Here is a 25,916-nt window from a genome sequence, read left to right on the forward strand (position 1 = left end):
ATTTATAGTTATATTGTTAACATATTATCTATATGCGGTCAGTGCAAGCAGGGTCAGGAGCGGCTAAGCAGTCCGGCCCGTGATCAGCGTGCTGATCGCCTGGGCATCCACCGGCACGCTGAGGTAGAAACCCTGCGCTTCATCGCACTGCACGTCCTTCAGCGCCGTGAGTTGGTCGAGGGTCTCCACGCCTTCGGCGGTCACCGTCAGCGAGAGCGCCCGGCCCAGGCCGACAATCGCCTGGATGATCGACTGATCGCCACCACCGGCGGTCAGGCCGCCGACAAAGCTGCGGTCGATCTTCAGCCCGTCGAAGGGGAATGAGCGCAGATAACTCAGCGACGAGTAGCCGGTGCCAAAGTCATCCATCAGCAAGCGCACGCCCAGGGCCTTGAGGCCTTGCATGATGCTCAAGGCGACTTTCTCGTCATTGAGCATCACACTTTCGGTCAGCTCCAGCTCCAGCCGCGCCGGGTTCAAGCCCGTCTCCAGCAACACCGCTTTGACCCGCGACACCAAGTGCCCACGCTGGAACTCGGTGGAGGACAGGTTGACTGAAATCATCACGTCGTCAGGCCAGCCTGCGGCCGTCTGGCAGGCCGCGTGCAGCACCCAGTTGCTCAACGGCAGGATCAGCCCGGTTTCTTCGGCGATGGGGACGAATACGTCGGGGCCCAGCAGCCCGCGCCTTGGGTGCTCCCAACGCACCAGGGCCTCGGCACCGGCCAGGCGCTTGCCTTCAATGCGGTAGCGCGGCTGGAAATCCAGGCGCAGTTCACCGTGCTTGATCGCCTGGCGCAAATCGGCTTCCAGTTGGCGCCGCTCAATAATGCGTGCGTTCATATCGCCCGCATAAAAGCGCCAGGTGTTACGCCCGCCTTCCTTGGCTTCGTAGAGAGCGATATCGGCATAGCGCAGCAACTCTTCGGCCAGGGTCGCGTCCGCCGGCGCCATGGCAATACCAATGCTGGCACTGATAAACACTTCATGTTCGGTGATGTAAAACGGTTGTTCTATGCAGTCGATCAGGCGCCGACACAGGCCTTCCACCTCCAGCGGCGAGCTCACGCCCGCCACCACCAACATAAACTCATCGCCACCTATGCGCGCCACCAGATCATCCCCACGCAGGCAGCCCTGCAAACGCCGGGACACCTGATTGAGTACATCATCGCCAGCCGCGTGCCCCAGCAGGTCGTTGACCGGCTTGAAGCGGTCAAGATCAATACTGAGCATGACCAACGGCCTTGCCAGGGTCGGCACCGCCTTGAGCTTGCCCTCGAGGAATTCCTGCATGCGCGTGCGGTTGGCCAGCCCCGTCAAGGCATCGTGTTGCGACAGATATTCAATGCGCCGCCGGGCCTCGACCTCTTCGGTGATGTCGCTGGCGGTGCCTCGATAACCCTGGCCAGGTATCTCGCGCACCGATAGCCGGCAAATGCGTCGCTGACCCTCGCCAGACACATAGCTGCACTGCACGATGGCATTCGGGCGATGGGCGTGGTCCTTGAACCAGATGGCCAACAGGCCCTGATCAGAGGTCAGCAGCTGATCCACCGCCAGCCCCAGGCAGTTGGCCCCGACAAGGCCGGTAATCACATCAAAGCGCTCCGACAGGTAGGTAAACCGCAGTTGGGTATCGACTTCCCAGATCCAGTCGGACGCCGCTTCGGCCACATCACGAAAGCGCTCCTCGCTGACCGCCAGCGCCGCACGACTGGCTTGCAGGGTGGCGTAATTAAGGTCCATGACCCGCGCGGCAGCGGTACTGCGGCGCTGGATAACCCAGGCCATCAAGGCAAAGATCAGGCCGGCAACTGTCACCAGCGGCACAACCAGCCCCAGCAACTGGCGCCCAGGATCCTCCGCGGTCCATTGCACAACACCTGCATTGTCCCTGAGGCTCAGGCTCGGTGCGCCCGCCGCCGCCCCGCCGGCCGGGGCGACCCGCAGACCTTGCACACCAAAATCCTCGCCCAGTGCAGCCAGCCGTTGCGGCGCCAGCTTGGCAATGAAGATCAACACCGAAGCGGGACCGCTATCGGCCTCTACGTTCGGATCGGTGCCAGGCGTCAGCGCAGCGGCGGCCAACACCGCCGGCATGCCATCGGCCTGTATCAGGCGGGTCACCGATTGGCTGTTGGTCGCGGCCTGCCGGGCCTGGGCCAGCAGGGGCTCGATCGGCAGGTGCAACCAGTCCTGCACGGCGACGCTCTGCAGTTGGCCCTCAATCAGCGAATACACCGTGCGACCGGCTGGATCGACAACAAACACCCCCTGGAAACCGAAGTCGGAAAACAGCGTCGTGCCGATGTTTTGCCGGACAAACGCCCAGTCCACATCCACCTTTTGATGCAGGTGTTCGTAGGCATCCCCCCAAAACGCATAGTCCTTGACCGTCGAACCAGCGACGCGCTCAACCGACAGCAGGGCGTTTTCGATATCAATGCGGCTGTGCTCGCCGGCATCGTGATTCAAGTGCTCGGCAATGGACACCAGCAACACCCCGACCAACAGAAACATGGCCAGTAGCAGCAGCGAACAGGCGAGCAGATAAGCCCGTGCAGTAGAAAGATTGGAAACCTTGCCTTGCAGCGACGACTTGGGGCCAACGTTGAGCTTTTCCATGAGCGCTCCAGGCGCCAGGGCGCCCTAACAACCCGCACCGAAAATCACACCACGCACACGCAAGTGCGAGACTACCTGCCCATAGACGATAGACAGTTTTTGGTGATCCATCGAACCCTCAGGGTTTACCCAGCACCTTGCTGAACGCCTGGGCAGCGGGCTGCAGCCATCGCGCCTGCACCAATAGCGGAATCACGGCAGCACCCGGCTCCACCTGCCCGTCTACTTGCAACCGCTGTGGCTTGGCTTCGACCTTGAAATGATGCTCGCCAGCCAGTTGCAGATCCGCTAGCAACTGCACCCCATCCCGGCACTGCAACTCGATCCGGGTATTGCCCAGCTTGACCAGCCACGGGCTCAACAGCGCCAGCTCGTGCCCCAGCAATTCACCTTCGGCCCGAAGGCAACTCATGCCCGCGCCATTGACCTGCAATCGCCCTTCCCAACGTCCGTCCAGCACGAACATCGGCGCGGGCAAGGCGCTGACCGCACGCGGTGCCATCTGCGCCTGCCAGTTCCACGGCCAGCCACGGATCGACAGCTCCCAGATGCGCTGTTGAAAGCCCAGGTTCACTTGCGCCGCCCACGGCCGGATCTTCCAGTCCACCGGCGCCAGGGCTCCGACGCGTGCCGCACGGCCAGTCCACAGGCTGCCCGAAACGCTGCTGGGCTGCCAGCCGGTCGGCCATGGCAACTGGCGGGCAACGAAGGCGGCCGGCAGTTCCAGCAGCACGGTCAGGCTGAACACCCAAATACCCCAGAGGATGACCGCGCGACTCATGGCCGCGCCGCCACTTCCAGGCTGAAGGCATAACCCTGGCCGCCGCCCTGCTCCAGGCTCCACTGCACAGGTCGCCCACCCTGCTCTTGCACGGTCCGTAGCAGCAGCTGCAGGGCCTGGGGCCCCGGTAGCTCGCCCTGCAATTGCCAGCGGTCGCCCTGCTGTTCAACGCGGGTCAGTACCCATTGGCGCGACACGGCCAGGGCCTGCCACTGCTCGTTGGAGAACGCCGCTGGCGGCACCAGCGCGCCGGCCTGTTGCGCCAACGCCTGCCACTGGCGGGCATCCTGCCAGGCCGCCAGCAGCGGCCGTGTCACCAGCACCAGCAACAACAGCCCGACGGTTGACCAGCCGGCCAACAGGCCATAGCGGCGCTTGGGCGGCAGTTGGTTGAAGTGGGCCAGGTACTCCAGCATCCGGGCTTTCATGGTTGTTCTCCCAGATCAAAACTCAGGTGCAGTTGACCGGCGACATGTTGCGCCTGGTCAGTCCATTGCGCGCCGGCAGCCTGGGCCATGGCCTGCCATTCGGCGGGCAGCGGCTGGGGGCCATTGCCGCGCAAGGCCAGGCGCCAACGGCTGCCGTCAAACTCGATGCGCGACACCGACCAGCCCGGTTGCTGCTGCAACCAACCCGAGAGCGCCTGCTCCAGGGCCACGATTTTTTGTTGACGCACCTGCCATTCGGTCGCCTCGCCCTGCACCCGCGCCAGGGCCGTACGCGCCTGTTGCGGGTTGTTGGCCGGCCCGGCCAGCGCCCTGACCTGGGCTTTCCAAACATCAACCTGGCGCAGACTCTGCACCAGATACACCGCACTCCAACACGCCGCCAGCACCACGCAACCCAGCAGCAAGTGTCGTTGTACGCGGCTCACCCGTGGCGCTCGCGGCCCCCGTGTACGCGTCGGCCGCATACCCTCCAGCACACTGGGCAACTGCTCCAGGCGCGCCAGGCGCGACGGCCAGTCGCCCTCGAGCGTCTCGCCAGGCAGGTCGCGCCAAGCCTGGGGCAAGCGCTCACCCAATACCGGCGGCCACACCAACCATTGCCGGGAATGCGCCTTGAGGCAACGCAGCGATTCGCGCCGCCACTCCACCACCTGCCCAGGCTCTGCTGGCGGCAACAACTGCAACTCCGCCCAGCCATGGGTGATCTGCAGCCCAAGCGCGGCACACTCGGCCAGCCATTGCTGGACCTGCTCGCGTTGCATCACCAACAACTCAAGCTGCCCGGCCTCGCGGGACAGGCAGCTGACCAGCAACGCTTCGCCAGGCTGCTGCGCATACTCTTCAAACAACTGCGGCCACTCGTGGCGCTTGAGCCCCGGCGGCGCCGGCAGGCAGAAGTGACTGCAATCGAGCGCTGGAATAATCAAGGCACCCGGCAATTGCAGCAGCGCCGACGGTGGCGGCCAGGCGCCGCTTGCGCAAGCCCGGTGCGCGCTGTAATGCAACCACTGCCAACGGTCCTCGGCGGTGGCCGGTGGGCGCACCAGCAACCATTCCCGCGGTTTGCCCCGCAGACGCTCAAACATGCCTGCGCTCCGGCTCATGGCTGGGTATCGGGCAAGGCGAAAGTACAGACATAAGGGGCTCCATGGTGCTCGAACTCGATCCGCACGCCGCGATTGGGCTGGGCGGCAACAGTAGAAGGAAAGGCCAGCCAACGCGTGCCCTGGTAAAAACTGAACGTGGCGCGCTCGACCGGCGCCAGTGACTCCTTGAGTTGCCAGCGCGGCTTGTCGGCGGCGTACAGGTCGGCCGAGACCAGCAGGTTCAAGCGCTGCTGGCGCGCATCGAACAGCAGGCGCTGACGTTGCACGCGCGACGCACCCTCAGCCGGCGGCCAGGCGCCCAGGGCCACCCACTGCAATTGCCCAAGGCTCGGCTGCCACTCCAGCCACGCCAGGTCCAGGGGCAAGCGCTGCTCGTACAACTGGCGCAACACCAGGCCATCGAAGCGGCGCTCCAGGGCCATGCAGAACTCCAATACCTGGGGTTCGCTGCCGGGCTCGTCCAGGCGCTCACGCACCTTGACCCAGCCATTGACCAAGGCCGCCAGCAACACCCCGACCACCGCCGTAAGGGCCATGGCTACCAACAGTTCAATCAGGGTCAGGCCACGCTGCGCCGCCTTCATGGGCGCACCAGGAACAGGCTGAACTGACCCAGGGGCTGACGCTGCTGGGGATCGGCAAATAAGCTCAACTCACCCCGGCGCAAGCGGTTGACCCCGGTGTTGCCCAGGGTCAGTTGCCAGTAACAGGTGGCAGGCCCCTGACGCAGCTCGCCGCTCACCGCATTGATCTGCGGCCAGTACTGTTCCACGCCAAACCGCGTCTCCAGCTCCCGCGCGCACAAACTGCCCAGGCGATGTTGCGCGACCGCTTGATGGGTGGCGATGCGCTGGCGCAACAACTGGCTGACCATCACCGCCATCAACGCGGCAATCCCCAGGGCGACCATGACTTCAAGCAAGGTAAAGCCGCGCTGGCGCTTCATGGCAGGGTCGCGATATGCAAGGTGTTGTCCGCTTGCCATTGCCAACGCTGGCGGCCCTCGGCCCAGCGCCAGGTGAGTGACACCGGGCGGGCCAGCCCCGACGGGGTGAACATCACCTGGGGCTCGCGGCTCACCGGCCAGTCAGGTTGCAAGCCGGCCGGCCAGGGCGCGCCGCGCGAGGGTGCGACCTGCCACCCATGCGCGCCCCGGCCCACCTGCCAGCGCACGAACTCCGGGCTGCGGCCATTCCAGCGCAAGCCCAGCAACTGCCCGGCATGCCGCGCCTGGGCCGCTTGGCTGCGCGCCTCGCTGGCCAGTTGGGCCAGGGCCTGGCGCATCGGCGCCTGGCCGGCGTCCAGGTAGGCCACGCCCAGGGCACTGAACAAGCCGACGATCAACAACACCACCAGCATTTCCAGGAGCGAAAACCCGCGACTGCGCTGCATGCCTAGAGGTCCCAGTTACCGATATCGGCGTCGGTGCCTTCGCCGCCTTCCTGGCCGTCGGCGCCCAGGGAAAACAGGTCCACCCGGCCATGCTGCCCCGGGGTGCGATAGCCATAGGCATTGCCCCACGGGTCCTCAGGCAGCCGGCGGATGTAGCCGTCGGCACGCCAACTGCGCGGTAAGGGCTCCAGGCTCGGCTTGCTGACCAGGGCCTGTAAACCCTGCTCCGAGGTGGGGAATCGCAAGTTGTCGAGGCGGTACATATCCAGCGCCTGCTCCAGGGTCGCCAGGTCGGCCAGGGCCTTCTGGCGCATGGCTTTGTCCTGGCTGCCGAGTACGCTGGGCGCAACCACCGCGATCAACAGGCCGATGATAAAAATCACCACCATGATTTCCATCAGGGTAAAGCCGCGCTCGCGACGCTTGACCGCACGATTGCCAGGCATGGCGTGCTTTTGCATTTCAAGTTCTCCGTTTTCAGGTTGTCTGTTCAAAGGCTCAGGCCCTGATTGAGCTGCATGATCGGCAGCAACACCGCCAGCACGATGAACAGCACCACCGCGCCCATCAGCAGAATCATCAGGGGTTCGAATAACGCCAGCAGCAGGTCGACCTGGCGCGCAAACCCACGCTCCTGGTTGTCGGCGACGCGCTCCAGCATGTCGGGCAAGGTGCCGCTGGCCTCGCCGCTGGCGACCATGTTCAGCAGCATTGGCGGGAAGTGCCCGCTGGCACTCAGGGCGCGGTACAGGGTCACGCCGCCTTCGACCTGCTCACGCACCGCCTCCAGGGCCTGGTGGATCTGCCGGTTGCCAACCGTGGCGGTGGCCACCTCCAGGGATTCGAGCAACGGCACGCCACTGCCGAGCAAAATCGCCAGGCTGCGTGAGACCCGTGCGCTTTCCAGCACCGACAACAGCACGCCGATACGCGGCAGGCGCAAGGCCAGGCTGTCGCGGCGCAAGCGCCATACCGCCTGGCGCAGCAACACCCGCGCGCCCAGCGCCAGCAACAAGCCCAGCCCCAGCAACCACGGGCCGAGCATCACCAGGCCCTCGCTGGCGCCGATCAGCACCCGGGTAATCAGCGGCAGGCTTTGCCCGGTGTGGCTGAACTGCTCGGTGAGCTTGGGCACCACAAAGGTCATCAGGCCGATCACCACCGCCAGCGACACCAGGATCAGCACCGCCGGGTAGATCAACGCCGTGCGCGCCTTGTGCCGTTGTTTCTGCACTTGCTCCAGGTGCTCGGCCAGGCGCTCCAGCACCGGCGCCAATTTGCCCGAGCGCTCGCCGGCCTCGACCAGTGCGCAATACAGGGTATTGAACTGCCCACCCTGGCGGCGCAGGCTCTGGGCCAGGCTCAAGCCTTCGCCCAGGGCACCGCGCACCGCCACCAGCAGGTTGCGAATCGCCGGCTCCGCCAACTGGCGTTCCAGGGTGGCCAAGGCATCCACCAAGGGGATGCCGGCGCTCAACAGCGTGGCCAACTGGCGGGTCAATTCGCACAGTTGCCCATGGTTCAACCGTTGCCCGCGCGGGCTCGACAGGCTTGCGCCCTGCACCTGCAACTCACGGGCAAACAGGCCCTGCTCACGCAGCAGTTGCCGGGCATGGCGCTCGCTTTCCGCCTGGATGCTGGCTTTGCGGCGATTGCCGCGCAGGTCCAGCGCCTGGTAGCGATAGGTCGGCATCAGTCGCGCACCGCACGCAGAACCTGCTCCAGGCTGGTTTCGCCACGGCGCAGGCATTCGGTGGCCATGGCGGTCAGGCTCTGGCGCTTGTCGGCGAGGTATTCGTGCATGGCCGCTTCGCTGGCGCCGTCGTACAACAGGCTGATCAAGCCGGCATCCAGGGTGATGAATTCATAGAGGCCGATCCGCCCGTGGTAACCACTGCCCTGGCAGTCGTCGCAGCCCTGGGGGTGAAAGCTGTGTTCCAGCAGGGCCAGCTCCGGCCACAACTGGCGTTCGGCGGCCAGCAACGGTGCCGGCGTTGCGCAATGGCACAAACGCCGCACCAGACGCTGGGCCATCACGCCCTTGAGGCTGGAGGCGATCAGGAACGGTTCGATGCCCATGTCCCGCAACCGCGTGACCGCGCCCACCGCGCTGTTGGTGTGCAGCGTCGACAGCACCAGGTGCCCGGTGAGGCTGGCTTGCACCGCGATCTGGGCGGTCTCCTGGTCGCGGATTTCGCCGAGCATGATCACGTCCGGGTCCTGGCGCAGGATCGCCCGCAGGCCGCTGGCGAAGGTCATGCCGGCGCGGGGGTTGATCGCGGTCTGGCCGATGCCGGTAATCGCGTACTCCACTGGGTCTTCGACGGTGAGGATATTGCACGAACCATCGTTCAGCGCATTCAGGCTGGCATACAGCGTGGTGGTCTTGCCCGAGCCGGTGGGCCCGGTGCTCAGCAAGATCCCGTTGGGCCGCGACAGGCAGGCGCGCAGAACCTGTTCGACCTCTGCAGGCATGCCCAGGTTGTTCAGGTCCAGCAGGTTGGCCTGCTTGTCCAGCACACGCATTACCACACGTTCGCCGTGAATGCCGGGCAAGGTCGAAACCCGGATATCCACCTCGCGCCCGCCGGAGCGCAAGGTAATGCGCCCGTCCTGGGGCTGGCGTTTTTCGGCGATATCCAGGCGCGCCATGACCTTGATCCGCGACACCAGCATGGCCGACAAGGCCCGTGGCGGGCGCAGGATCTCGCGCAGATGGCCGTCCACCCGCAAGCGCACCACCAGGCTCTGTTCGAAGGTCTCGATATGGATATCCGAGGCCCGCAAACGCAGGCCTTCAGCGAACAGGCCATTGATCAGGCGGATCACCGGCGCTTCGTTGTCACTCTCCAGCAGGTCTTCGATCCGTGGCAGTTCGTTGATCAGGCTGTCGAGATCGACCTGCTCGCCGATGCCCTCGATCAACGCTGCCGTGGCCGACTCGCCGGCCTGGTACAACGCCCCAAGGCGCAGTTCGTATTGGGCCGGATCGAGGTGCTCGACCAGCGTCGGCAGGCCATGCACGCGCAGCACTTCCTGCAAGGCGTCGGTGTCGACATCCTCGCGCAAACACAAGGTCCAGCCTTGCGCGCCCGGCGCCCGCGCCAGGCCCGCCTGGCGTGCCAGTCGATAGGGCAACAACGTACTCACCACACGCCCTCGTCGAGACGCTCGCGGCTGGCCGGGAACAGGCGCAGCAAGGCGTTGTTATCGGAGATCGCGGGCAATGCCAGGTTCGAATTGACCTTTAGGTTGCGGTACTTCTCGCTGCTCAGTTGGGCCAGGGTTTCGCCGTCGCGCATGATCCGCGGGCGGATAAACACCATCAGGTTCTGCTTGGTGCGCTGGCTGGCGTTGGAGCGGAACAGCCGCCCTATCCCTGGGATATCGCCGAGCCACGGCACACGCTGGTCACTGTTCTTGGCCTCGTCGCCGATCAGCCCGCCCAGCACCACCAGGCCGTTGTCTTCGACCATGACCTTGGTCTTGATCTCGCGCTTGTTGGTGATCACATCGCTGGCGCCGGTACTCTCGGCAATCGACGAGACCTCTTGCACGATGTCCAGGCGCACGGTGTTGTCGATATTGATCTGCGGCTTGATCCGCAGCTTGATCCCCACTTCCTTGCGCTCGATGGTCTGGTAGGGGTTGGTGTTGTTCTGTGTCACCGAGCCCGTCACAAACGGTACTTCCTGGCCCACCAGGATCGACGCTTCGGCGTTGTCCAGGGTCAGCAGGGTCGGGGTCGAGAGCAGGTTGAAGCCACTTTCGCTTTTCAACGCATTGAGCAGCGCAAGGAAGTTCAGCCCGCCGCCATTGAGCTTGCCGAAGCCGGCGGTCGCCCCTGGCACATTGGCCAACAGCTTGCCCAGGCCTGCGGTGTCGCCGCTGCCAGCGGCCCCGGCCAGGCCAGCGATGCTCGTCCCACCATTGGTAAAGTTCACCGCGCCGCCGCCAAACGAATCGCCCAAAAACAGCCATTGCACCCCCAGTTCCTGGGCGCGGGTGTCGGAGACTTCGGCGATGATTGCTTCCACCACCACCTGGGCGCGGCGGATATCCAGTTGTTCGACGATGGTGCGGTAGGCGGCGATTTCGCTGTCCGGGCCGACCATCACCACGGCGTTGGTGCCCTCCTCCGACTCCATGCGAATGCCTGAGGCGCTGACCGCCATCTGCTTGGGCGCACCTTCGGTGGGCACGCCTTCGCCACCGGCGCCCGGGGTGTCCTGGCTCAAGCCGCGCAGCACCTTGACCACCTCAGCCGCATTGGCATGGCGCAGGTACATCACCACCGTGTTCGAAGGTCGCAAGGCAGTTTGTGGCTGGTCCAATTGCTTGAGCAACGCGCGCACCCGCTGGCGGCTGTCGGCACTGCCGCGTACCAGCAACGCGTTGCTGCGCGGGTCGGCAACCACCTGCGCGCCATCGGCGCCCTGCTCGCGGGCCAGCAGGCGGGTCATCAATTGTGCGGTGTCATTGGCGCTGGCATTGACCAGGGGCAGCACTTCCAGGGGCTCCTGGCTGACCTGGTCGAGTTGCTGCAACAGCGCATCGATACGGTCGAGGTTGCTGCGCCAGTCGGTGATCACCAGCAGGTTGGCCGACGGGTACGGGCTGATCACTCCCACCCGGGGGTCAATCAGCGGCTTGAGGATATTGAGCATCTGTTCACTGGCGGCGTTGCGCACACTGAATACCCGGGTGGCCATGCCATCGTTGGCTTGCACGGCCTGGCGTGCAGACTCCACCGGCACCGGCTCCAGGCGCGCGGCCTGGTCCGGCACGATTTTCACGCTGCCATTGGGCAGGTTGACCGCAGCAAAACCCTGGGCGCGCAACTGGGCGAGGAAGATGTCATAGATGGCCTCGCTACCAAGCATATCGAGGCTGCGCACCGTGACCTTGCCCTTGACCCGTGGGTCGATGATGAAGGTGGTGTTGGTGATGCGCGACACGCTGTCGATAAAGTCCGTGAGTTCGGTGTCGATGAAGTTCACTTCATACAAGGCCGGCGCGTCTTCGGCGTGGGCTGGAGTCACACTCAAGGCCAGGCACAATGCGCTCAGGCCCAGGCATTTATTGATCATGTGCATCGTCGGTTCATTCCTTGCGCTTGAGGCCGATCACCGGTCGCTCAGTCGGCCATGGCAAGCGCTCGCGCTGCCCTTGATTGTCGAAAATCAGCCCACGGTCATCAATGTCTTGCAGGACGATGCCGGGAGCCAGGCGCTGACCCAGGGTCAGCGTGCGTTCTTGTTGCTGATAGCGCAGGACCAGTACCGTGGCGCGCAACGGCGTGGCCTTGAGGCTGCCCAGGTAATCGACCTTGAGGGTGGTCAACGGCAGGTCGTCGCTGGGGGCCTGACGCGGTGTCCAGTGGTTGCTCAACAGGTCGGCGACCGGCGCCGCTGGCGGGTTTAGCGCGATCGGTTGCGCGATGCCGTGCCACAGTTGCAGCACACATTGCGCTGCCAGCCAGGCCAGGAGCGTTGCCAGCAGCAGGTTGCCCGCACGGTTCAACTGACCAGGCTCCGTGGATGCCATCCCGGATGCCCCTGCACGTAGCGCACTTCGGGCAATTGCAGCGGCGCCAGTTGCCAATCCGCCGGCTGCTCGCGCAACCAGCCTTCAAGGTGCTGCCACAGCGGTTGCCCGGCATCGGCGGCAAAGCCCAGGCCAAAGGTGCGGCAGGTGCCGACCGGCTCGGCAAACTCACTGACCCGCTTGCCGCCCGGGCTATAGGTGACCTGCCAGGGTTGGCCGAGCCAGCGTGGCAAGTCCTGGCTGTTATCCAATAGCAGTGGTTCGCCAAACAGCTGTTCGGCGCCGTTTTCCAGGACCTGGCGCACCTGCTGCGCCGGGACATCCACGACCGGCGCCGGGTAGCTGGCGCTCAGGCTGATCAAGTGTTCGCGGGTAATCATCTGGCCACGGGCCAAGGGGCTGTCGTAGCGCAGGCCCGGCAGCAGTACCGCGCTCTTGGGCTCGCGGGCCAGGGCCTGGTGCAACAGGCGATCCCAACTGCCGGCGCGTACATCGCGGCGCCAGAGGTTTTCCGGGGCCTTGGCCAAGGGTTGGTCGAGCCACGCCGCGTGGGCTGCGCGCTGTTGTTGCAGGCGTGGTTGCAGGCGCTGGGCGTGGGCCTGGGCGGGAGCGTCCAACGCACTGGCCTGGGCCGCAAAAAAGCGCGCATCAAAGCGCCATTGCCCGGCCTGGGCCTGGCAGCGGATACGGAAGGCGCCGCTGGCCCGGGTCCCGCCCAGCACCACCGGGACGCGCTTGCCGGAGCTTTGCAGGATTTCTACCGGCTGCGGCCACAGGTCCTGGCCACGGGCACACAACATCAAGTCCACCTGGCTCAGGCGCTCGGCCAGCCAGAAGCCCGGGCCGGTACCGACATCGGCCAGGGCCACCACCAGGTCGGCTTCTTCACGGGCCTGGGTGAGCACCGGTTGCAGGCTGTGCAACCACTGTTTCAAGGATCCTTGCTGGTCCCGCGCATAAGGGTCGGTAATGCCAACCACGGCGATGCGCACGCCGCCCCGGCGGAACACCTGCATGCCTGGGGTGGCCAGGCGTTGCGCGCTGGCGCTGGCCAGCCCGGCGCCCAGCACCGGGTGGCCGAATTGCTGGTACAGGCCCTGGCATTGTTCGGGCCATAGCACGCGCTCGTCGCTGCTGACTCGCACTTCGCTGCCGAGCAACTGGCTACCCTGGACCCCGGACAGGCCACGGGTCAGGTAGGCCAGGCCGCTGCCATTCCAGCACTGGCCGTTTTCCAGGGTCAGGCTATTCTCAGGCCCGGCTTCATCGCGCAGGCGTTGCAACACCGCGCCGAGTACCGCGTAGCCGCCGGTTTGCACACCGTCACTTAAGGAGGCATCCAGCAGGCCATCCAACTGGCTGCCATCGGCCTGGCGAAAACGCGCATTGGCCCCGGTAATCCAAGGTGCCTGGCCGATGCGCGTCGCCGGCCCCAGGCGTGTGGCGGGCACCACCGGGCGACCCGGCAGGCGTGCATCGAGGGTGTCAGCGATATACAACAGGTCGACCGGCTGGCTGTCCGCAGGCCCCGCCGCAGCCCCCCGGCTGGAGCAGCCGGCCAGCCACGGGGCACAGGCGCCCAGCGTCATCCATCCCAATACATCGCGCCGCACCATTGAAACCATTGTTCTCTCACCCTGAGGCTAACTGCTTTAAGGGCGGCATAGTGGGGGTCAATTAATGACGGTTTAATGTCAGTTTTTTAACAGGAGTGAAATATGCAAATCTGCAACAAAAGGAAATAAAAAAATTAAACTTAAATACATTTTTAACAAAACCGACCGCGAATCATCACATTCGGCTCTTAGAGTTCGGGCTCCTTTCAAAAATCGTGATCTACAAAGGACCTGATGAAATGAGTCGAGAGACTGGCGACAACCAGAATCGCAACCTGAGCCTCAATGAGCCGATGGAATCGGTACTCACTGCCTACCTGAGCCGCCGCAGTGTGGTACGGGGCGGGCTCGGCGCCGCGATCGCCATGATTGCCGGTACCGGCCTGACGGGCTGTTTTGACAGCGGCGGTGGCTCGGACAACGACACCCCTACCCAGCCGCCAAAGCCGGCACTGAAACTGGGCTTCAACTCGATCCCCGGCTCCCTCACCGATGCCTGCACCGTGGCCGCCGGCTACACCGCCCACGTGCTGGCCCCTTGGGGTACACCGCTGAACAGCAACGCTGCCCCCTGGAAAAGCGACGGCAGCAACACCTCGACCGACCAGGCCAACGCGGTAGGCATGCACCACGACGGCATGCACTTCTTTCCAATCAATGGCAGCTCCACCGACGGCCTGCTTGCGATCAACCACGAATACATCGATGCGCAAGCCCTGCACCCGGCGGGCCCGACCCTGGTCGGCGGTGTTCGTCCGGTCGAAGAAGTGCGCAAGGAAATCAACGCCCACGGTGCGGGCGTGATGCGCATCAGTAAGGTCAACGGCCGTTGGCAGGTGATGGAAAACGATCCGTTGAACCGCCGCTTCACCACGGCTACGGTCATGGACCTGGCGGGGCCGATGAAAGGCACCGAGCACGTAAAAACCAAATTCTCGCCGACCGGCACCCAGACCCGCGGCACCAACAACAACTGTGGTAACGGCTATACCCCGTGGGGCACCTACCTCACCTGCGAAGAAAACTGGCCAGGGATTTTCGTCAATAAAAGTGGCGCCCGCCCGGCAGACCAGGTACGCATCGGCGTGGGCACCGGCAACGGCAACTATCGCTGGGAGAGCGTTGCCGGTGATCCAAGCGAGGTCAACGGTGAGTTCAGCCGCTTCGACGTGACCCCAAGCGGCGCCACCGCCACTGATGACTACCGCAACGAAGCCAGCACCTATGGCTACATCGTTGAAATCGACCCGTACAACGCTTCGACCCGCGCCGTGAAACGCACCGCCCTCGGCCGTTTCCGCCACGAAGGTTGCTGGCCGGGCCTGACCACCGCCGGCAAGCCAGTGGTGTTCTACAGCGGTGACGACTCGCAGAACGAGTACCTGTACAAATTCGTCTCCACCGCGCTGTGGGACCCGGCCGATGCCAACCCCAGCGATCGCCTGGCCACCGGCGCCAAGTACATGGACAGCGGCAAGCTCTACGTGGCGCGCTTCAATGCCGACGGCAGCGGCAACTGGTTGCTGCTCGACGTGGCCAGCCCGACCGTGGATGGCAGCACCCTGGGCGCGAAGTTCACCGACCTGCCGGGGATCATCCTCAACACCCGTGGCGCGGCCGACGCCGTGGGCGCCACGCCGATGGACCGCCCGGAGTGGACCTCGGTCAACCCGCTCAATGGCGACGTCTACCTGACGCTCACCAACAACACCAGCCGCACCGTGGCCAACGCCGCCAACCCGCGCGTCAAAAACAAGCACGGGCACATCATTCGCTGGCATGACGCGGACAACCAGGTGTCCTTCACCTGGGACATCTTTGTGTTTGGCGCCAACGCCGCAGGCGCCCCGGACATCAACCGCTCAGGCCTGACCACACTGAACCAGTTCGCCAGCCCGGATGGCATGACCTTCGACAGCCGTGGCGTAATGTGGATCCAGACCGACAACGGCGAAAAAACCCTGACCGACTACACCAACGACCAGATGCTGGTGGTGATCCCGACCAATATGGTCGATGCCCAGGGCAAGCAAGTGCCGGTCAATGCGCAGAACCAGGCCGACTTGCGCCGCTTCTTCGTCGGGCCTAACGGTTCTGAAGTGACGGGGGTGACCTTCACACCCGATAACAAGACGGTGTTCGTCAACATCCAACACCCGGACAACTGGCCGTCCACCGGTGTGGCTACCGACGTCACGGTCGGCACAGTCCGCCCTCGCGCCTCCACGGTTGTGATCCAGCGTGCTGACGGGGGTGAATTGGCGATCTGATCCAGCGGCAGGAGCCGGCCCGGCTCCTGCATCACGATCCTTGTGGGGGCTGTAGAGCTCCGGCGAGGCTGCGATGACGAGGTCATTGCCAGCATGGATGTTGGCTGATCTACCGCTATCGCAGCCTCGCCGGGGCTCGACAGCTCCCACATTTGCTTTGTGGTGATCTCAAAATCAACAGGTGGGATCTCGGGTTTGCGCCACACTGCACAGCAAATGTGGGGGCTTGCCTGCGATGGCGGTGGATCAGCCGCCAGAAACAGTGACTGGACTGCCGCTTTCGCGAGCAAGCCCGCTCCCACAGGGGATCTGCGCGGGGCAGAGAATGTTGGCACCACCACAAATCAAATGTGGGAGCTGGCTTGCCTGCGATGGCGGCAGGTCAGCCAATAGATTTATCGACTGATACACCGTCATCGCGGGCAAGCCCGCTCCCACACAAATCCGCTCCCATACGCTCTATAACGGCAAAGGCTCCCGCGAGCGCAGCAGCATGCCCTGCGCCGGCACCCGCGCATGCCACTTCACGACCCCCTGGGCCTCGACACGGTACTGGCTGCGAAAGCGCTGGCCATCCAGGTCTATGTCCAGGAGCAGCAGAAAGTGGTCACCGTTGAGCTGCAGACCTTCGCTCAAGCGCTCGAACATCGTGTCGTCCATCGCCCCCAGGGCCTGGCGCAGTTCGCCCGCATCGCGATAGCCCCCCGCCGGCCGCGCGCTGACCAAGCGGGTCAGCACCGAACGCGACACCTCGCCCTCGTACAACGCATCCAGCAGCGGCAGCATTTCCAGGTTCAACGCATTGGCATTCAGGCGCCAGCCCGCCGTCTCGTCCAGGCTGCATAACTGCGGGTAACGCAACGCCCGCAGCGCGTCGGGCACCGCCAGCAGGTTCAGCTCGCTGATATCGCGCATGCGCTGATTGGCCGCCAGGCGCGGTGGCGACTGGCGCAAGTATTCGTTGCTTTCGGCACCTTGCAGGCGGGTCTGCTGGTCGGCGTCGAGCCAGTCGGCCAGGGTCTGGGCCAAGCGTTCGGCGGCCATGTCCGCCCCCAGCAGATGCACCAACTGGCGCTGGGCACGTTCGGCTTCGGGGCCGATCAGCGCGTTGACGTTGAAGCAGGTGTGCAGGTCGCGAATCTGGATGCTCGCCTTGCCCCCCTTGAAGTCATAAGCCAACGGCTGCCCGCGCATGGCCTGCCAGAACAACGGGCTGGCGCGCCACAGCGGGTCTTGCAGGGCCTGTTCGGTAAAGGCCAGCGCCGCCCGTTCGATCGCGCGGGCCTGCACCCGCTGTTGCACCAGACGCACGCTGTCGACCTGCTGGCGCCCCTGCTCGACCATCCAGGCCATGCCCCCCGCCAGCATCGCCAGGGCCACCAGCACCATCAACAACGCCGCCCCCTGCTGCCGTTTCTTGTCCATTGCCACGCCACCTTTTATGGAGATCCTGGCGACAGTCAACACAGTGGATGTTTCAACCAAGTGGCAGACTCACACAATTCCCGCAAAACCGTCACCGCGCCGTCATAAAGCCTCGGCAAACTGCGCCTTCATATTTCAAATCAATGGCTTGGAGTGGCGTTATGGGCGGTATAGGGATTTGGCAACTGGTCATCGTGCTGCTGATCGTGGTGATGCTGTTCGGCACCCGGCGCCTCAAGGGCCTGGGCAGTGATGTGGGTGAGGCCATCAAGGGCTTTCGCTCCTCCATGGGCAACGAACCCGGCGCCCAGGCGGCAGAAAAGACCAGCCTTGAGGTGCAAGCCGAACCTCAGCGACCTGCCGACAGCAAACTCTGATGTTCGATATCGGTTTTAGCGAACTGCTGCTGGTGGGCCTGGTGGCGCTGCTGGTGCTGGGCCCCGAGCGCCTGCCGATTGCCGCGCGCAATGCCGGGCTGTGGCTGGGCCGGGCCAAGCGGGCGATGAATACGCTCAAGGCCCAGGTCACCCAGGAACTGGACCACGAACACCTGCTGCAGAGCATCGACCAGCAACCCTTGCGGCAACTGGAGCAGCAACTGCGCGACGGCATCCGCCTGGACGCCCCGCTGCCAGAAACCGCCACGCCCAAAGGACCACCTGCCCCATGAGCGACCTGCCCTTGCCTGCTCCGCGCCTGTCGGTGACCGGCCACCTGACCCGGTTGCGCTCGCGCCTGGTGCGCTGCGTCCTGGCGATCCTCCTGGTGTTTTGCGCGCTGTTCCCCTTTGCCCAGCAGCTCTACAGCTTCGTCTCGCAACCGTTGCGCGATTTCTTACCCAGCGGCGCAACCATGATCGCCACCGGGGTGACGTCACCGTTCCTGGCGCCGCTCAAGCTGACCATGATGATTGCCCTGTTTATCAGCATGCCGCTGTTGCTGCACCAGGCCTGGGGCATGATCGCACCGGCGGTGTATCGCCAGGAACGCCGCACCGCCGCCTGGTTGCTGGCCGCCAGCGTGGTGCTGTTTTACCTGGGCATGGCGTTCGCGTTTTTCCTGGTGTTCCCGATGATGTTCGGCTTCTTTACCAGCGTGACCCCGGACGGCGTGGCGATGATGACTGATATCGCCCTGTACCTGGATTTCATCCTCGCGCTGTTGCTGGCGTTCGGCCTGGCGTTTGAAATTCCGGTGGCCACCTTCCTGGTGATCTGGGCCGGTATCACCGATGTGCAGACCCTGCAAAAGAGCCGGCCGTATGTGATCGTCGGCTGCTTTGTGGTGGGCATGCTGCTGACCCCGCCGGATGTGTTTTCGCAGACCATGCTGGCGGTGCCGATGTGGATTCTGTTTGAGCTGGGGCTGCTGGCCAGTCGGTCGGTGAGCAAGCCGCGCACAGACGTACCGGCGGCGGATACGGCGGGCTAATTGCGGCGTGGCCCAGGGCCCGCAGACAATGACGCACCGCGCACGATAAACAAAATGTTGACTTAGTAAGGCGCCAAGATAAACTGCGCCTTATGAATATTTTAGAGAACAAACACCACATCATGCTGCGCGAGCTTGATGGGGTGCCAGCCGAGGTCAGGGACAGTGTCAAGCTGTGCTTCGAGCTGCTGTCGGCCGCGGCCGCGATCAATCGTGTGTGTGCCATCCGCCTGGCTCGCTACAACCTGTCGGAGGGCCGCTTCGTCATCATGCTCACCCTCAAGAGTGCCGGCGGGAAGCTGTCGCCGCTGGAGTTGGCGACCCGCCTTTCAATTACCACCGGCACCGTTACCGGCTTGCTCGATGGCTTGCAGGGCGACGGGTTTATCAAGCGCAAAACCGACCCGACCGACCGACGCAAGCTGATCATCAGCCTGACCACCGACGGTAAACGCGTGGTCGATGAGGTGTTTGCCGAACACACGGATTGGATCAGCGGCATCATCCAGGGCTTGAGCATTGAGCAGCGCCAGGCATTGTCCGAGTCGATTTATTGCATCTCGGCCAGCCACGCACTGTCCCAGCAACTGCCGGATGAGCATTAGGCCCGGGTTTCAATTGCTTCAATCGCGGTAGTCACACAAGGAGGTGTTTGATGCTGCACAGTCAGCGAGTGATGACCAATTTCGGCAGGAAGCCACGGATCCACAGTGGCGTCGATGTCATCCGCCACAGCATGGTTTCCCTGGAACGCTACATCCCACCCACGCTTTACCGGCGCTTGTTTATCAAGCGTATCGCCCGCCATTCCCTGGCCATCGAAGGCTTTGAGTTTCGCCCGGTGCAAAGTCTGTTCGAACTGGAAGAGGCCTTGCGCCTGGTCAATGACAGCTATGCACGGCGCGGTATCTCCACAGTGTGCCGGGCCGGAATGCGCTTTTCGGCGTTCCACCTGTTGCCGGGCACCACCACCTTTGTGGCGATCAAGGATCAACAGATCGTCGGCACCGTCTCGTTGATCGAAGATTCCATGCTCGGTTTGCCCCTGGAAGAAGTCCATGGCAACGAGGTCGTCATGCAGCGCCTGGCCGGCGGCCGGCTGGCAGAGGTCGGCACCCTGGCGGTGGCTGCAGGTTACCGAGGCAAAGGGGTGCCCTTGATGCTCTACAATGCGATGTTTCGCTGGGCCATGCATTTTCGCGGGGTACAGCGCTTGCTGATCGCCGTGCATCCGCGGGCGGGGGCGTTTTATCGCAATGTATTGTTCTTCTCCCCCATGGGCCGGGTGCAGCCCTACACCAAGCTAAACAACGCCCTGTCGCTGCCCTTGTGTCTGGATCTGGGCAACGCGCCGGCGATTTTTCAGCAGGCTTATCAGCGCCCCACCCTGGGGTTTTCCGTCGAAGGCCAGCGCACGCACTTCTTCGATTTTTTCTGCCGCAGTGACTACGCCCATATCCGCCTGCCCGCTACCGGCAGCGTACGCCGCTGGGACGCGCAAGAAGTGCTGACGCATATGGCGCGCTGTGGCGTGCATGGCCGAAACCTGTCGCCACGGGTCCAGCGAGCACTGGCCCTGGCGTAAGCACGTTCAAACGTCATTTCATGGAGGAAGCAGTATGGACAGCGGATTGCTGCGCGCGATATTCAGGGAAATAACGATCAAGCAACCGTTCGAGCGCATACCCGAACCGGCCTTGGTCATGGAAGCACAACAGAGTGTGGCGTCCTATGCCGACAGTGCGGCCCAGGGCCAGGCCTTGTCCGGCACCCACCTTTATCACTGTGCGCAGATGTGCGCGCTGATCAAGCCCGGCGACGTGGTGCTGGACATCGGCTGCGGCCCGGCGGCCCTGTTGCTGCAAGTCGCACGGCTCAACCCACGGGCCGAATTCATTGGCATGGACCTGTCGCAGAACATGCTGGAAGTGGCGCGTGAAGCGTGTCATCAGCAAGGCATCGACAACGTGCAACTGGTTGAAGATGACATGACTCGGCTCAGCATGATCGCTGACCGCAGCGTGGATGTAGTGATCTCGTCGATGGCCCTGCATCACCTGGAAAACCTTGGCCAGTTGGAAGGTACTTTTCGCAATATCTCCCGGGTACTGCGCAATGACCGGGCGATTTACCTGAATGACTTCGGGCGCCTGAAAACCATCGAGTCCGTCGACTACTTTGTCCAGCGCGCCAGCGACGGCGCGGACGCGGAAACCCTGTTGGACTATCGAAACTCGCTGCTCGCGGCTTTCTCGCTGGAAGAGTTCCAGACCCTGGCCGCCAGTTACCTGGGCCCGTGTGCCAAGGTCTATAGCACCGCGTTCAGCCCGTTGATGATGGTGATTCGCACGCCCAAGCGACGCTGCGTGAAGGTAATGAAACCCGAGTTCCGCCGCCGCTACACTGCGCTACCCGCCAGTCGCCAGGCGGATGTGAACCAGTTGCGCCTGTTCCTGCGCCTGGGAGGCCTGGCCAGTGCCTTTTGAATCCGCCCACCTGACATTTGCCCAGCAACAATGGCGCGAGGTTCTCGGTGACGCGGGTGTGCGCGTCGACCCGGCAAGCATCGAGCGTTTCGGGCAAGACACCATGTGTTCCCCCGCGTATGCCAGGGTGGTGATTGCGCCACGCTCAACCGAGCAAGTCTCGGCATGTATGGTGATCGCACAGCGTCATGGGGTTGCCGTGCATCCGATCAGCACCGGGCACAACTGGGGTTATGGCAGCGCCTCGACCAGCGACGCCCGCTGTGTGCTGATGGATTTGTCCGGGATGGACCGGGTTCTGGGGTTCGATGAGGAGCTGTCGGTGGTGACCCTGGAGCCAGGGGTGACCCAGGGCGATCTCGCCCGTTATCTACAGGAGCACAACTTGCCCTGGCTGACACCCGTCACCGGCGCGGGCCCGACCTGCAGCGTGCTGGGCAATGCACTGGAGCGCGGTTTTGGCATCACCCCCCATACCGATCACTTTCAGGCGGTACTCGGCATCGAAGCGGTGCTGGCAGACGGCACGCTGTACCGCTCGCCAATGGCCCTGGGGGTCACGGCGCCCTGCTTCAAATGGGGTGTGGGACCGTACCTGGACGGGCTGTTCAGCCAGAGCGGGCTGGGCGTGGTGACGCAAATGTCGATTGCCCTGGTGCGCAAGCCCGAGGTTATCCAGCCGTTTTATTTCTGGGTGGATGAAGAGCAAGGGCTGGAAGCCGCGTTGGCAGGGATCAAGCGCATGCTGGACCTGGCCCCCGGGCAGATTGGTGGTATCAACCTGATGAACCGCACACGGCTATTGACCATGGCCAGCGAAGACACCCAGGTGGTGGGCATGAGTGAAGAGGAGCAACGGGCCGCCGCCGATGCCCTGGGCCTGCCGGCGTGGATGGGCGTCGGTTCGATCTATTGCCAGAAAGCCCAGTACGCCCCGCTCAAACACATGATCAACCGTGAACTTGAGGCTTTCGCCAGCAAATCGATGTTCAAGAGCCGTGGTCAGTTGACCACCGCTCGACGCTTGCTAGGCCATCTGCCCGGCGGCTGGTCCCGGCGCTGGCAGCGGACCCTGGGCAAGATGCTGCAAGGCATCGACCTGATGGAAGGCCAGCCCAGCGAAGTGGCCCTGCCGTTGGCCTACACTGCCGGCGCCAAGCCGCTGCCCGATGCGCCCCTGAACCCGGCGCGGGATAACTGCGGGCTGATCTGGTACGCACCGATCCTGCCGCTGAAAATCCAGGAGGTCGCCGATTTTGTGCGCGCCATGGAGCGTCGGTGCCGCCAGCAGCAAATGCCTTGCCCGGTGACGCTGACCAGCCTGTCGAGTCGTGCCATCGACTGCACCGTACCGCTGCTGTTCGATCGTGCGGACGCCCAGGCGTCAACCCGGGCCCATGAGTGCTATCGCCAACTGTTCGCCCAAGGCAAGGCACAGGGCGTATTGCCGTATCGCGTGCCCGCCAGCTTCATGCACCTGCTGACCGACGCTCAGGGGCCCGCCTGGCAGCTCGGGGCGCGGATCAAGGCCGCATTGGATCCGGGCAACCTGCTTTCACCAGGGCGTTACTGCGCCACAAACCCAACGCCTGACCAGGCCATGACCGCGTAGGTGGTATCGAGATGAGTGAGGAACGCAAGGACCTGATTGACCAGGGCCGCCTGGCCACCCGCAATCTGGGCGAGTGTCTGGCCGTTGACCAGGTAGCGCTGGCAGCGGCCCTTGGCGCGCAGTTGGAGCCGTCTCTGGCGCGAACACTTTACAGCGCAGCCCAGGCCGGCCAGGCTCTGGGCATTTCCAAGAAAGTCGCCGCCCTGGGCCTTGCGCTGGGGCAGTGGCTGGAGAGCGCCGCCCTGCCCCTGCGCGAGCAGACCTGGGGCCTGCTGCTGGAGCATCCGTCGGACACCGTGCGCAGTTGGGCGGCCTTTGCCAACGCCTACTGCCAACGCAACAGCGAACCGGAGCAGGCTTTGCTGAGCCAGTTCCGATTCGCCACCGACCCGCATTTCGGCGTGCGCGAATGGGCCTGGATTGCCTTGCGACCGTTGCTGGCCCGGGACCTGACGGGCGCACTGGAGATGCTACGCCGCCATGCCCGCAGCGATGACCCGCTGATCCGCCGTTTCTGCGTTGAAATCCTGCGCCCGCGTGGGGTCTGGTGCGAGCACATCGCCCCGCTCAAAGCCGAGCCGCAGATGGCCGAACCCTTGCTGATTGCCATGCTCGATGAAACCGACAAATACGCCCAGGACTCGGTCGCCAACTGGATCAACGACGCCAGCAAGACCCGGCCGGATTGGGTGCAGCATTTGTTCGAGCGCTACCCACCCAGCGGCAAAGCCGCCACCAGGATTTTTACCCGGGCTACCCGCAGCCTTTCTCAATAGATGTGAACAGGAGTCACAAATGTCGCTTAAAGAAAAGCTACAAACCGTCAAGGACCAGATGGCCCAGCTGCCTGCCGAGGTCCTGCACAAGTTCCAGGCATCGCTACAAACGCTGCTCGACAGCCATTTGGGCGACAAGGCTCTGAAGGTCAACGACAAGGCGCCCCTGGCGGTGCTCAAGGATGCTGACGAGCAGGATGTGGACCTACGCCAGTTGCTGGATAAAGGCCCATTGGTGCTGGTGTTCTACCGTGGCCTGTGGTGCCCCTTCTGCGGCCAGGCATTGACCGCCTACCAGCAGATGGTCGGGGACCTTGCCGCCTCGGGCGCCACCCTGGTGGCCGTGTCGGCACAAACGCCGGAGTTCACGCGCAAGACCCGCGAAGCCCTCGGCATCAAATACCTGTTGCTCAGCGATACCGATAACCAGCTGGCGCGCCAGTACGGCATCGTGTTCAAGCTCGAAGACGAGCTGGATGAGGTCTACCGCTCCCTGGGTGCCGACCTCAAGCTATTCAACGGCTCCGACGCCCTGACCTTGCCCCTGGCCAGCGCCTTTGTGATCGGCCAGGACGGGCTGATCCGCGCCGCCTTCGTCAACGTGGACTACTCGCAACGGGTAGAGCCACAGGCATTGATCACGGCCGCCAGCCGCGTATAACCGGCAACCCTCGCCGAAGGTACCCACGCCTTTGGCGAACCCACTTGTTCAGGGACTGACGACATGAAACGAATCGCAATCATGGGGGCCGGTGTAGCCGGTCACCTGGCCGCGCTGTACTTCAAAAAAAGGTTACCGGGTGTCGAAGTCATCCTGATCGGGCGCCCGGACCGCAAGCGCCCGATCGTCGGCGAGTCCACAGTCGAGTTGACTACCCACTTCTTCAAGGGCCTGGGGCTGGGGCGCCTGCTGGAAGAAAAGCACTACCACAAGTACGGCCTGACCTATTACCTGAAGCTGCGCAACAACCCCGAGTGCCGCAACTACGTGGTGCACGAGGCTCCGGGCGTGATCCGCATGCCGGCCTACAATCTCAACCGTTTCAGTTTCGACAAGGACCTGCGCCAGATTGTCGGTGATCAGCAGGTACAAATGATTGAGGCCGATGTCACTGCCGTCGACCTCAATGCCGGTGAGCACGCCACCCACCTGCTGACCCTGCGCAGTGCCGCCGATGAGCAACAGCAACTGACCGCCGATTGGGTGGTGGACGCCACCGGCCGCAATCGCTTCATGGCGAAAAAGCTCAAGCTGCACAAAGAAGCGACGTACCAGCGCAGTACCTTCTGGCTCAGGCTCAAGGACTTCGACCGCAGCATCTTGTCCAGCATCACCGCGCACAAGGACAAGCATCACTGCTACGACCCGTACTACGTGACCCATCATTTTTATGGCAAGGGCTACTGGATCTGGATGATCCCGATGCGCAGCGACGACGGCAACGAGATGATCAGCATCGGCATCACCTACCGGCCGGACATGATCGAGCAGAAAATCGGCACCCTGGAGGCCTTCAAGGAAAAGGTCATGGCCGACCATCCGGTGATTACCGAGTTGATCGAGTCGGGCCAACTGGTCGATACCCAGGCCATGCACAACTACATGTACGAGGCGCGGCAATACTACTCGACCGAAGGTTGGTTTCTGCTGGGCGACGCAGCCTTTACCTTCGACCCGGCCAACAGCGCCGGGCTGGCCTATGTGGCGCAGCAGATCCCGCAAGTCGCTGCGATGATCGAGAAGGATATCCACGGCAGCCTGACACCCGCCTACGTCAATTGCCTGGAGTCGCACATCCAGGCGCAACTGGCCCTGCAGGACACCTGGAGCAAGTGGTACGAGGTGATGGACGACCCGTTCATGATGGGCTGGACCCTGCTGTTCGCCAACATGGCGTACTTCCACGTGGTGTTGCCGATGTACATGACCGGGGATTTTCTCGATGGTCATCAGGCCCAGCAATTTGCCGACCTGCTGCCGCGCTACACCCGCGAGATGCAACCCTCGCCCCTGCCGTTTGCCTGCCTGCTGCAAGAGATCCGTCGCTCGAACCCGGGCTTGAGCCCGGAGATGATGCCCAACCTCTACTCACGCACCATCAACTTCGACCTGTACAGGGCGGAGAACCGCGCACGGCCGATCTACGCCTCCAACTATTACCTGCGCTCGGCGCTGCTGCGGGTGCGGCTGATGAAAATGGTCAAGTGGTCGCTGTCCGCACGCCACTTCAAGTTGTTGCTGCGCCATGGCGGTGGCGCCGTGCAGGACCTGGCACGGGCTGCGGTCCTGCGCCTGCGCCCTTCACTGTTCTACAAATATGGCGAGTCGCCGGAGCTGCTGAAGTCGCCGTTTGGCAAGGAAGGTGGCTTCCTCGACCTGGTACGTCGCGGATGAAC

Annotated in this window: 25 protein-coding genes; 11 read left to right on the top strand and 14 right to left on the bottom strand. The window is 63.7% G+C overall.

Annotation, left to right across the window (positions count from 1 at the left end):
• Positions 1-63 precede the first annotated feature (63 nt).
• The 13 genes from PSH73_RS14065 to PSH73_RS14125 form a co-directional block, all read right to left on the bottom strand.
• Positions 64-2,628 (bottom strand): EAL domain-containing protein, encoded by a 2,565-nt coding sequence (locus PSH73_RS14065; RefSeq protein WP_057959310.1) that lies wholly within the window; start codon positions 2,626-2,628, stop codon positions 64-66.
• Positions 2,629-2,746: 118 nt separating this feature from the next.
• Positions 2,747-3,409, bottom strand: coding sequence for a general secretion pathway protein GspN (locus tag PSH73_RS14070; RefSeq protein ID WP_200656195.1), 663 nt, complete (start codon positions 3,407-3,409; stop codon positions 2,747-2,749).
• Positions 3,406-3,837: a type II secretion system protein GspM gene (gene gspM, locus PSH73_RS14075; protein ID WP_170044174.1), complete on the bottom strand. Its 432-nt coding sequence runs from the start codon at positions 3,835-3,837 to the stop codon at positions 3,406-3,408. The genes PSH73_RS14070 and gspM overlap by 4 nt, the downstream gene beginning before the upstream one ends.
• Positions 3,834-4,943: a GspL/Epsl periplasmic domain-containing protein gene (locus PSH73_RS14080; protein ID WP_162947735.1), complete on the bottom strand. Its 1,110-nt coding sequence runs from the start codon at positions 4,941-4,943 to the stop codon at positions 3,834-3,836. Before PSH73_RS14080 ends, gspM begins: the two co-directional genes overlap by 4 nt.
• Positions 4,944-4,957: 14 nt before the next feature.
• Positions 4,958-5,548, bottom strand: a complete 591-nt coding sequence (locus PSH73_RS14085) for a prepilin-type N-terminal cleavage/methylation domain-containing protein (RefSeq protein ID WP_057440954.1) — start codon at positions 5,546-5,548, stop codon at positions 4,958-4,960.
• Positions 5,545-5,910, bottom strand: a complete 366-nt coding sequence (locus PSH73_RS14090; protein ID WP_057440952.1) for a type II secretion system protein — start codon at positions 5,908-5,910, stop codon at positions 5,545-5,547. The genes PSH73_RS14085 and PSH73_RS14090 overlap by 4 nt, the downstream gene beginning before the upstream one ends.
• Positions 5,907-6,356: a type II secretion system minor pseudopilin GspH gene (gene gspH, locus PSH73_RS14095; RefSeq protein WP_057959300.1), complete on the bottom strand. Its 450-nt coding sequence runs from the start codon at positions 6,354-6,356 to the stop codon at positions 5,907-5,909. The genes PSH73_RS14090 and gspH overlap by 4 nt, the downstream gene beginning before the upstream one ends.
• Before the next feature lie 2 nt (positions 6,357-6,358).
• Complete coding sequence (gene gspG / locus PSH73_RS14100) at positions 6,359-6,817, bottom strand: type II secretion system major pseudopilin GspG (protein WP_269835616.1); 459 nt, start codon at positions 6,815-6,817, stop codon at positions 6,359-6,361.
• A gap of 29 nt (positions 6,818-6,846) precedes the next feature.
• Entirely contained in the window at positions 6,847-8,049 is a 1,203-nt protein-coding gene (gene gspF, locus PSH73_RS14105) for a type II secretion system inner membrane protein GspF (RefSeq protein WP_120733348.1), read from the bottom strand.
• Positions 8,049-9,497, bottom strand: a complete 1,449-nt coding sequence (locus PSH73_RS14110) for a GspE/PulE family protein (protein ID WP_305462716.1) — start codon at positions 9,495-9,497, stop codon at positions 8,049-8,051. The genes gspF and PSH73_RS14110 overlap by 1 nt, the downstream gene beginning before the upstream one ends.
• 5 nt (positions 9,498-9,502) lie before the next feature.
• Positions 9,503-11,452: a type II secretion system secretin GspD gene (gene gspD / locus PSH73_RS14115; protein ID WP_143110470.1), complete on the bottom strand. Its 1,950-nt coding sequence runs from the start codon at positions 11,450-11,452 to the stop codon at positions 9,503-9,505.
• Between the two features lie 7 nt (positions 11,453-11,459).
• Positions 11,460-11,903, bottom strand: coding sequence for a hypothetical protein (locus tag PSH73_RS14120; protein ID WP_057440946.1), 444 nt, complete (start codon positions 11,901-11,903; stop codon positions 11,460-11,462).
• A complete protein-coding gene (locus PSH73_RS14125; RefSeq protein ID WP_305460761.1) occupies positions 11,876-13,528 on the bottom strand; it encodes a lipoprotein UxpA in 1,653 nt (550 codons plus the stop codon). The genes PSH73_RS14120 and PSH73_RS14125 overlap by 28 nt, the downstream gene beginning before the upstream one ends.
• 230 nt (positions 13,529-13,758) lie before the next feature.
• Here PSH73_RS14125 and PSH73_RS14130 point away from each other — a divergent pair, with 230 nt between their 5' ends.
• The gene (locus PSH73_RS14130) at positions 13,759-15,789 is read left to right on the top strand and encodes a PhoX family phosphatase (protein ID WP_186625214.1); all 2,031 of its coding nucleotides are present in this window, start codon (positions 13,759-13,761) and stop codon (positions 15,787-15,789) included.
• 459 nt (positions 15,790-16,248) lie between these two features.
• Here the strand turns inward: PSH73_RS14130 and gspK are convergent, their stop codons facing one another.
• A complete protein-coding gene (gene gspK / locus PSH73_RS14135; RefSeq protein ID WP_220172281.1) occupies positions 16,249-17,214 on the bottom strand; it encodes a type II secretion system minor pseudopilin GspK in 966 nt (321 codons plus the stop codon).
• 161 nt (positions 17,215-17,375) lie between these two features.
• Here gspK and tatA point away from each other — a divergent pair, with 161 nt between their 5' ends.
• The 10 genes from tatA (at position 17,376) to PSH73_RS14185 (ending at position 25,914) form a co-directional block, all read left to right on the top strand.
• The gene (tatA, locus tag PSH73_RS14140) at positions 17,376-17,591 is read left to right on the top strand and encodes a twin-arginine translocase TatA/TatE family subunit (RefSeq protein ID WP_115128392.1); all 216 of its coding nucleotides are present in this window, start codon (positions 17,376-17,378) and stop codon (positions 17,589-17,591) included.
• Positions 17,591-17,884 carry a Sec-independent protein translocase protein TatB gene (gene tatB, locus PSH73_RS14145; protein ID WP_057440939.1) on the top strand — a complete coding sequence of 98 codons (294 nt, stop codon included), beginning with the start codon at positions 17,591-17,593 and terminating at the stop codon, positions 17,882-17,884. Before tatA ends, tatB begins: the two co-directional genes overlap by 1 nt.
• A complete protein-coding gene (gene tatC / locus PSH73_RS14150) occupies positions 17,881-18,645 on the top strand; it encodes a twin-arginine translocase subunit TatC (RefSeq protein ID WP_057440938.1) in 765 nt (254 codons plus the stop codon). Before tatB ends, tatC begins: the two co-directional genes overlap by 4 nt.
• Positions 18,646-18,737: 92 nt before the next feature.
• The gene (locus tag PSH73_RS14155) at positions 18,738-19,250 is read left to right on the top strand and encodes a MarR family winged helix-turn-helix transcriptional regulator (protein WP_057440936.1); all 513 of its coding nucleotides are present in this window, start codon (positions 18,738-18,740) and stop codon (positions 19,248-19,250) included.
• Positions 19,251-19,300: 50 nt separating this feature from the next.
• Positions 19,301-20,230 (top strand): GNAT family N-acetyltransferase, encoded by a 930-nt coding sequence (locus PSH73_RS14160; RefSeq protein ID WP_057959296.1) that lies wholly within the window; start codon positions 19,301-19,303, stop codon positions 20,228-20,230.
• Positions 20,231-20,264: 34 nt separating this feature from the next.
• The gene (locus tag PSH73_RS14165; RefSeq protein WP_057440933.1) at positions 20,265-21,131 is read left to right on the top strand and encodes a class I SAM-dependent methyltransferase; all 867 of its coding nucleotides are present in this window, start codon (positions 20,265-20,267) and stop codon (positions 21,129-21,131) included.
• Positions 21,121-22,743, top strand: coding sequence for an FAD-binding oxidoreductase (locus PSH73_RS14170; RefSeq protein ID WP_198831397.1), 1,623 nt, complete (start codon positions 21,121-21,123; stop codon positions 22,741-22,743). Before PSH73_RS14165 ends, PSH73_RS14170 begins: the two co-directional genes overlap by 11 nt.
• An 11-nt stretch (positions 22,744-22,754) precedes the next feature.
• Positions 22,755-23,519: a hypothetical protein gene (locus tag PSH73_RS14175; RefSeq protein WP_057440929.1), complete on the top strand. Its 765-nt coding sequence runs from the start codon at positions 22,755-22,757 to the stop codon at positions 23,517-23,519.
• 19 nt (positions 23,520-23,538) lie between these two features.
• Positions 23,539-24,180: a peroxiredoxin-like family protein gene (locus tag PSH73_RS14180; protein ID WP_057959294.1), complete on the top strand. Its 642-nt coding sequence runs from the start codon at positions 23,539-23,541 to the stop codon at positions 24,178-24,180.
• A gap of 63 nt (positions 24,181-24,243) precedes the next feature.
• The gene (locus PSH73_RS14185; protein ID WP_057959293.1) at positions 24,244-25,914 is read left to right on the top strand and encodes an NAD(P)/FAD-dependent oxidoreductase; all 1,671 of its coding nucleotides are present in this window, start codon (positions 24,244-24,246) and stop codon (positions 25,912-25,914) included.
• Positions 25,915-25,916: the final 2 nt, after the last annotated feature.

The organism is Pseudomonas sp. FP2294 (assembly GCF_030687625.1).
Lineage (GTDB): Bacteria > Pseudomonadota > Gammaproteobacteria > Pseudomonadales > Pseudomonadaceae > Aquipseudomonas > Aquipseudomonas shahriarae.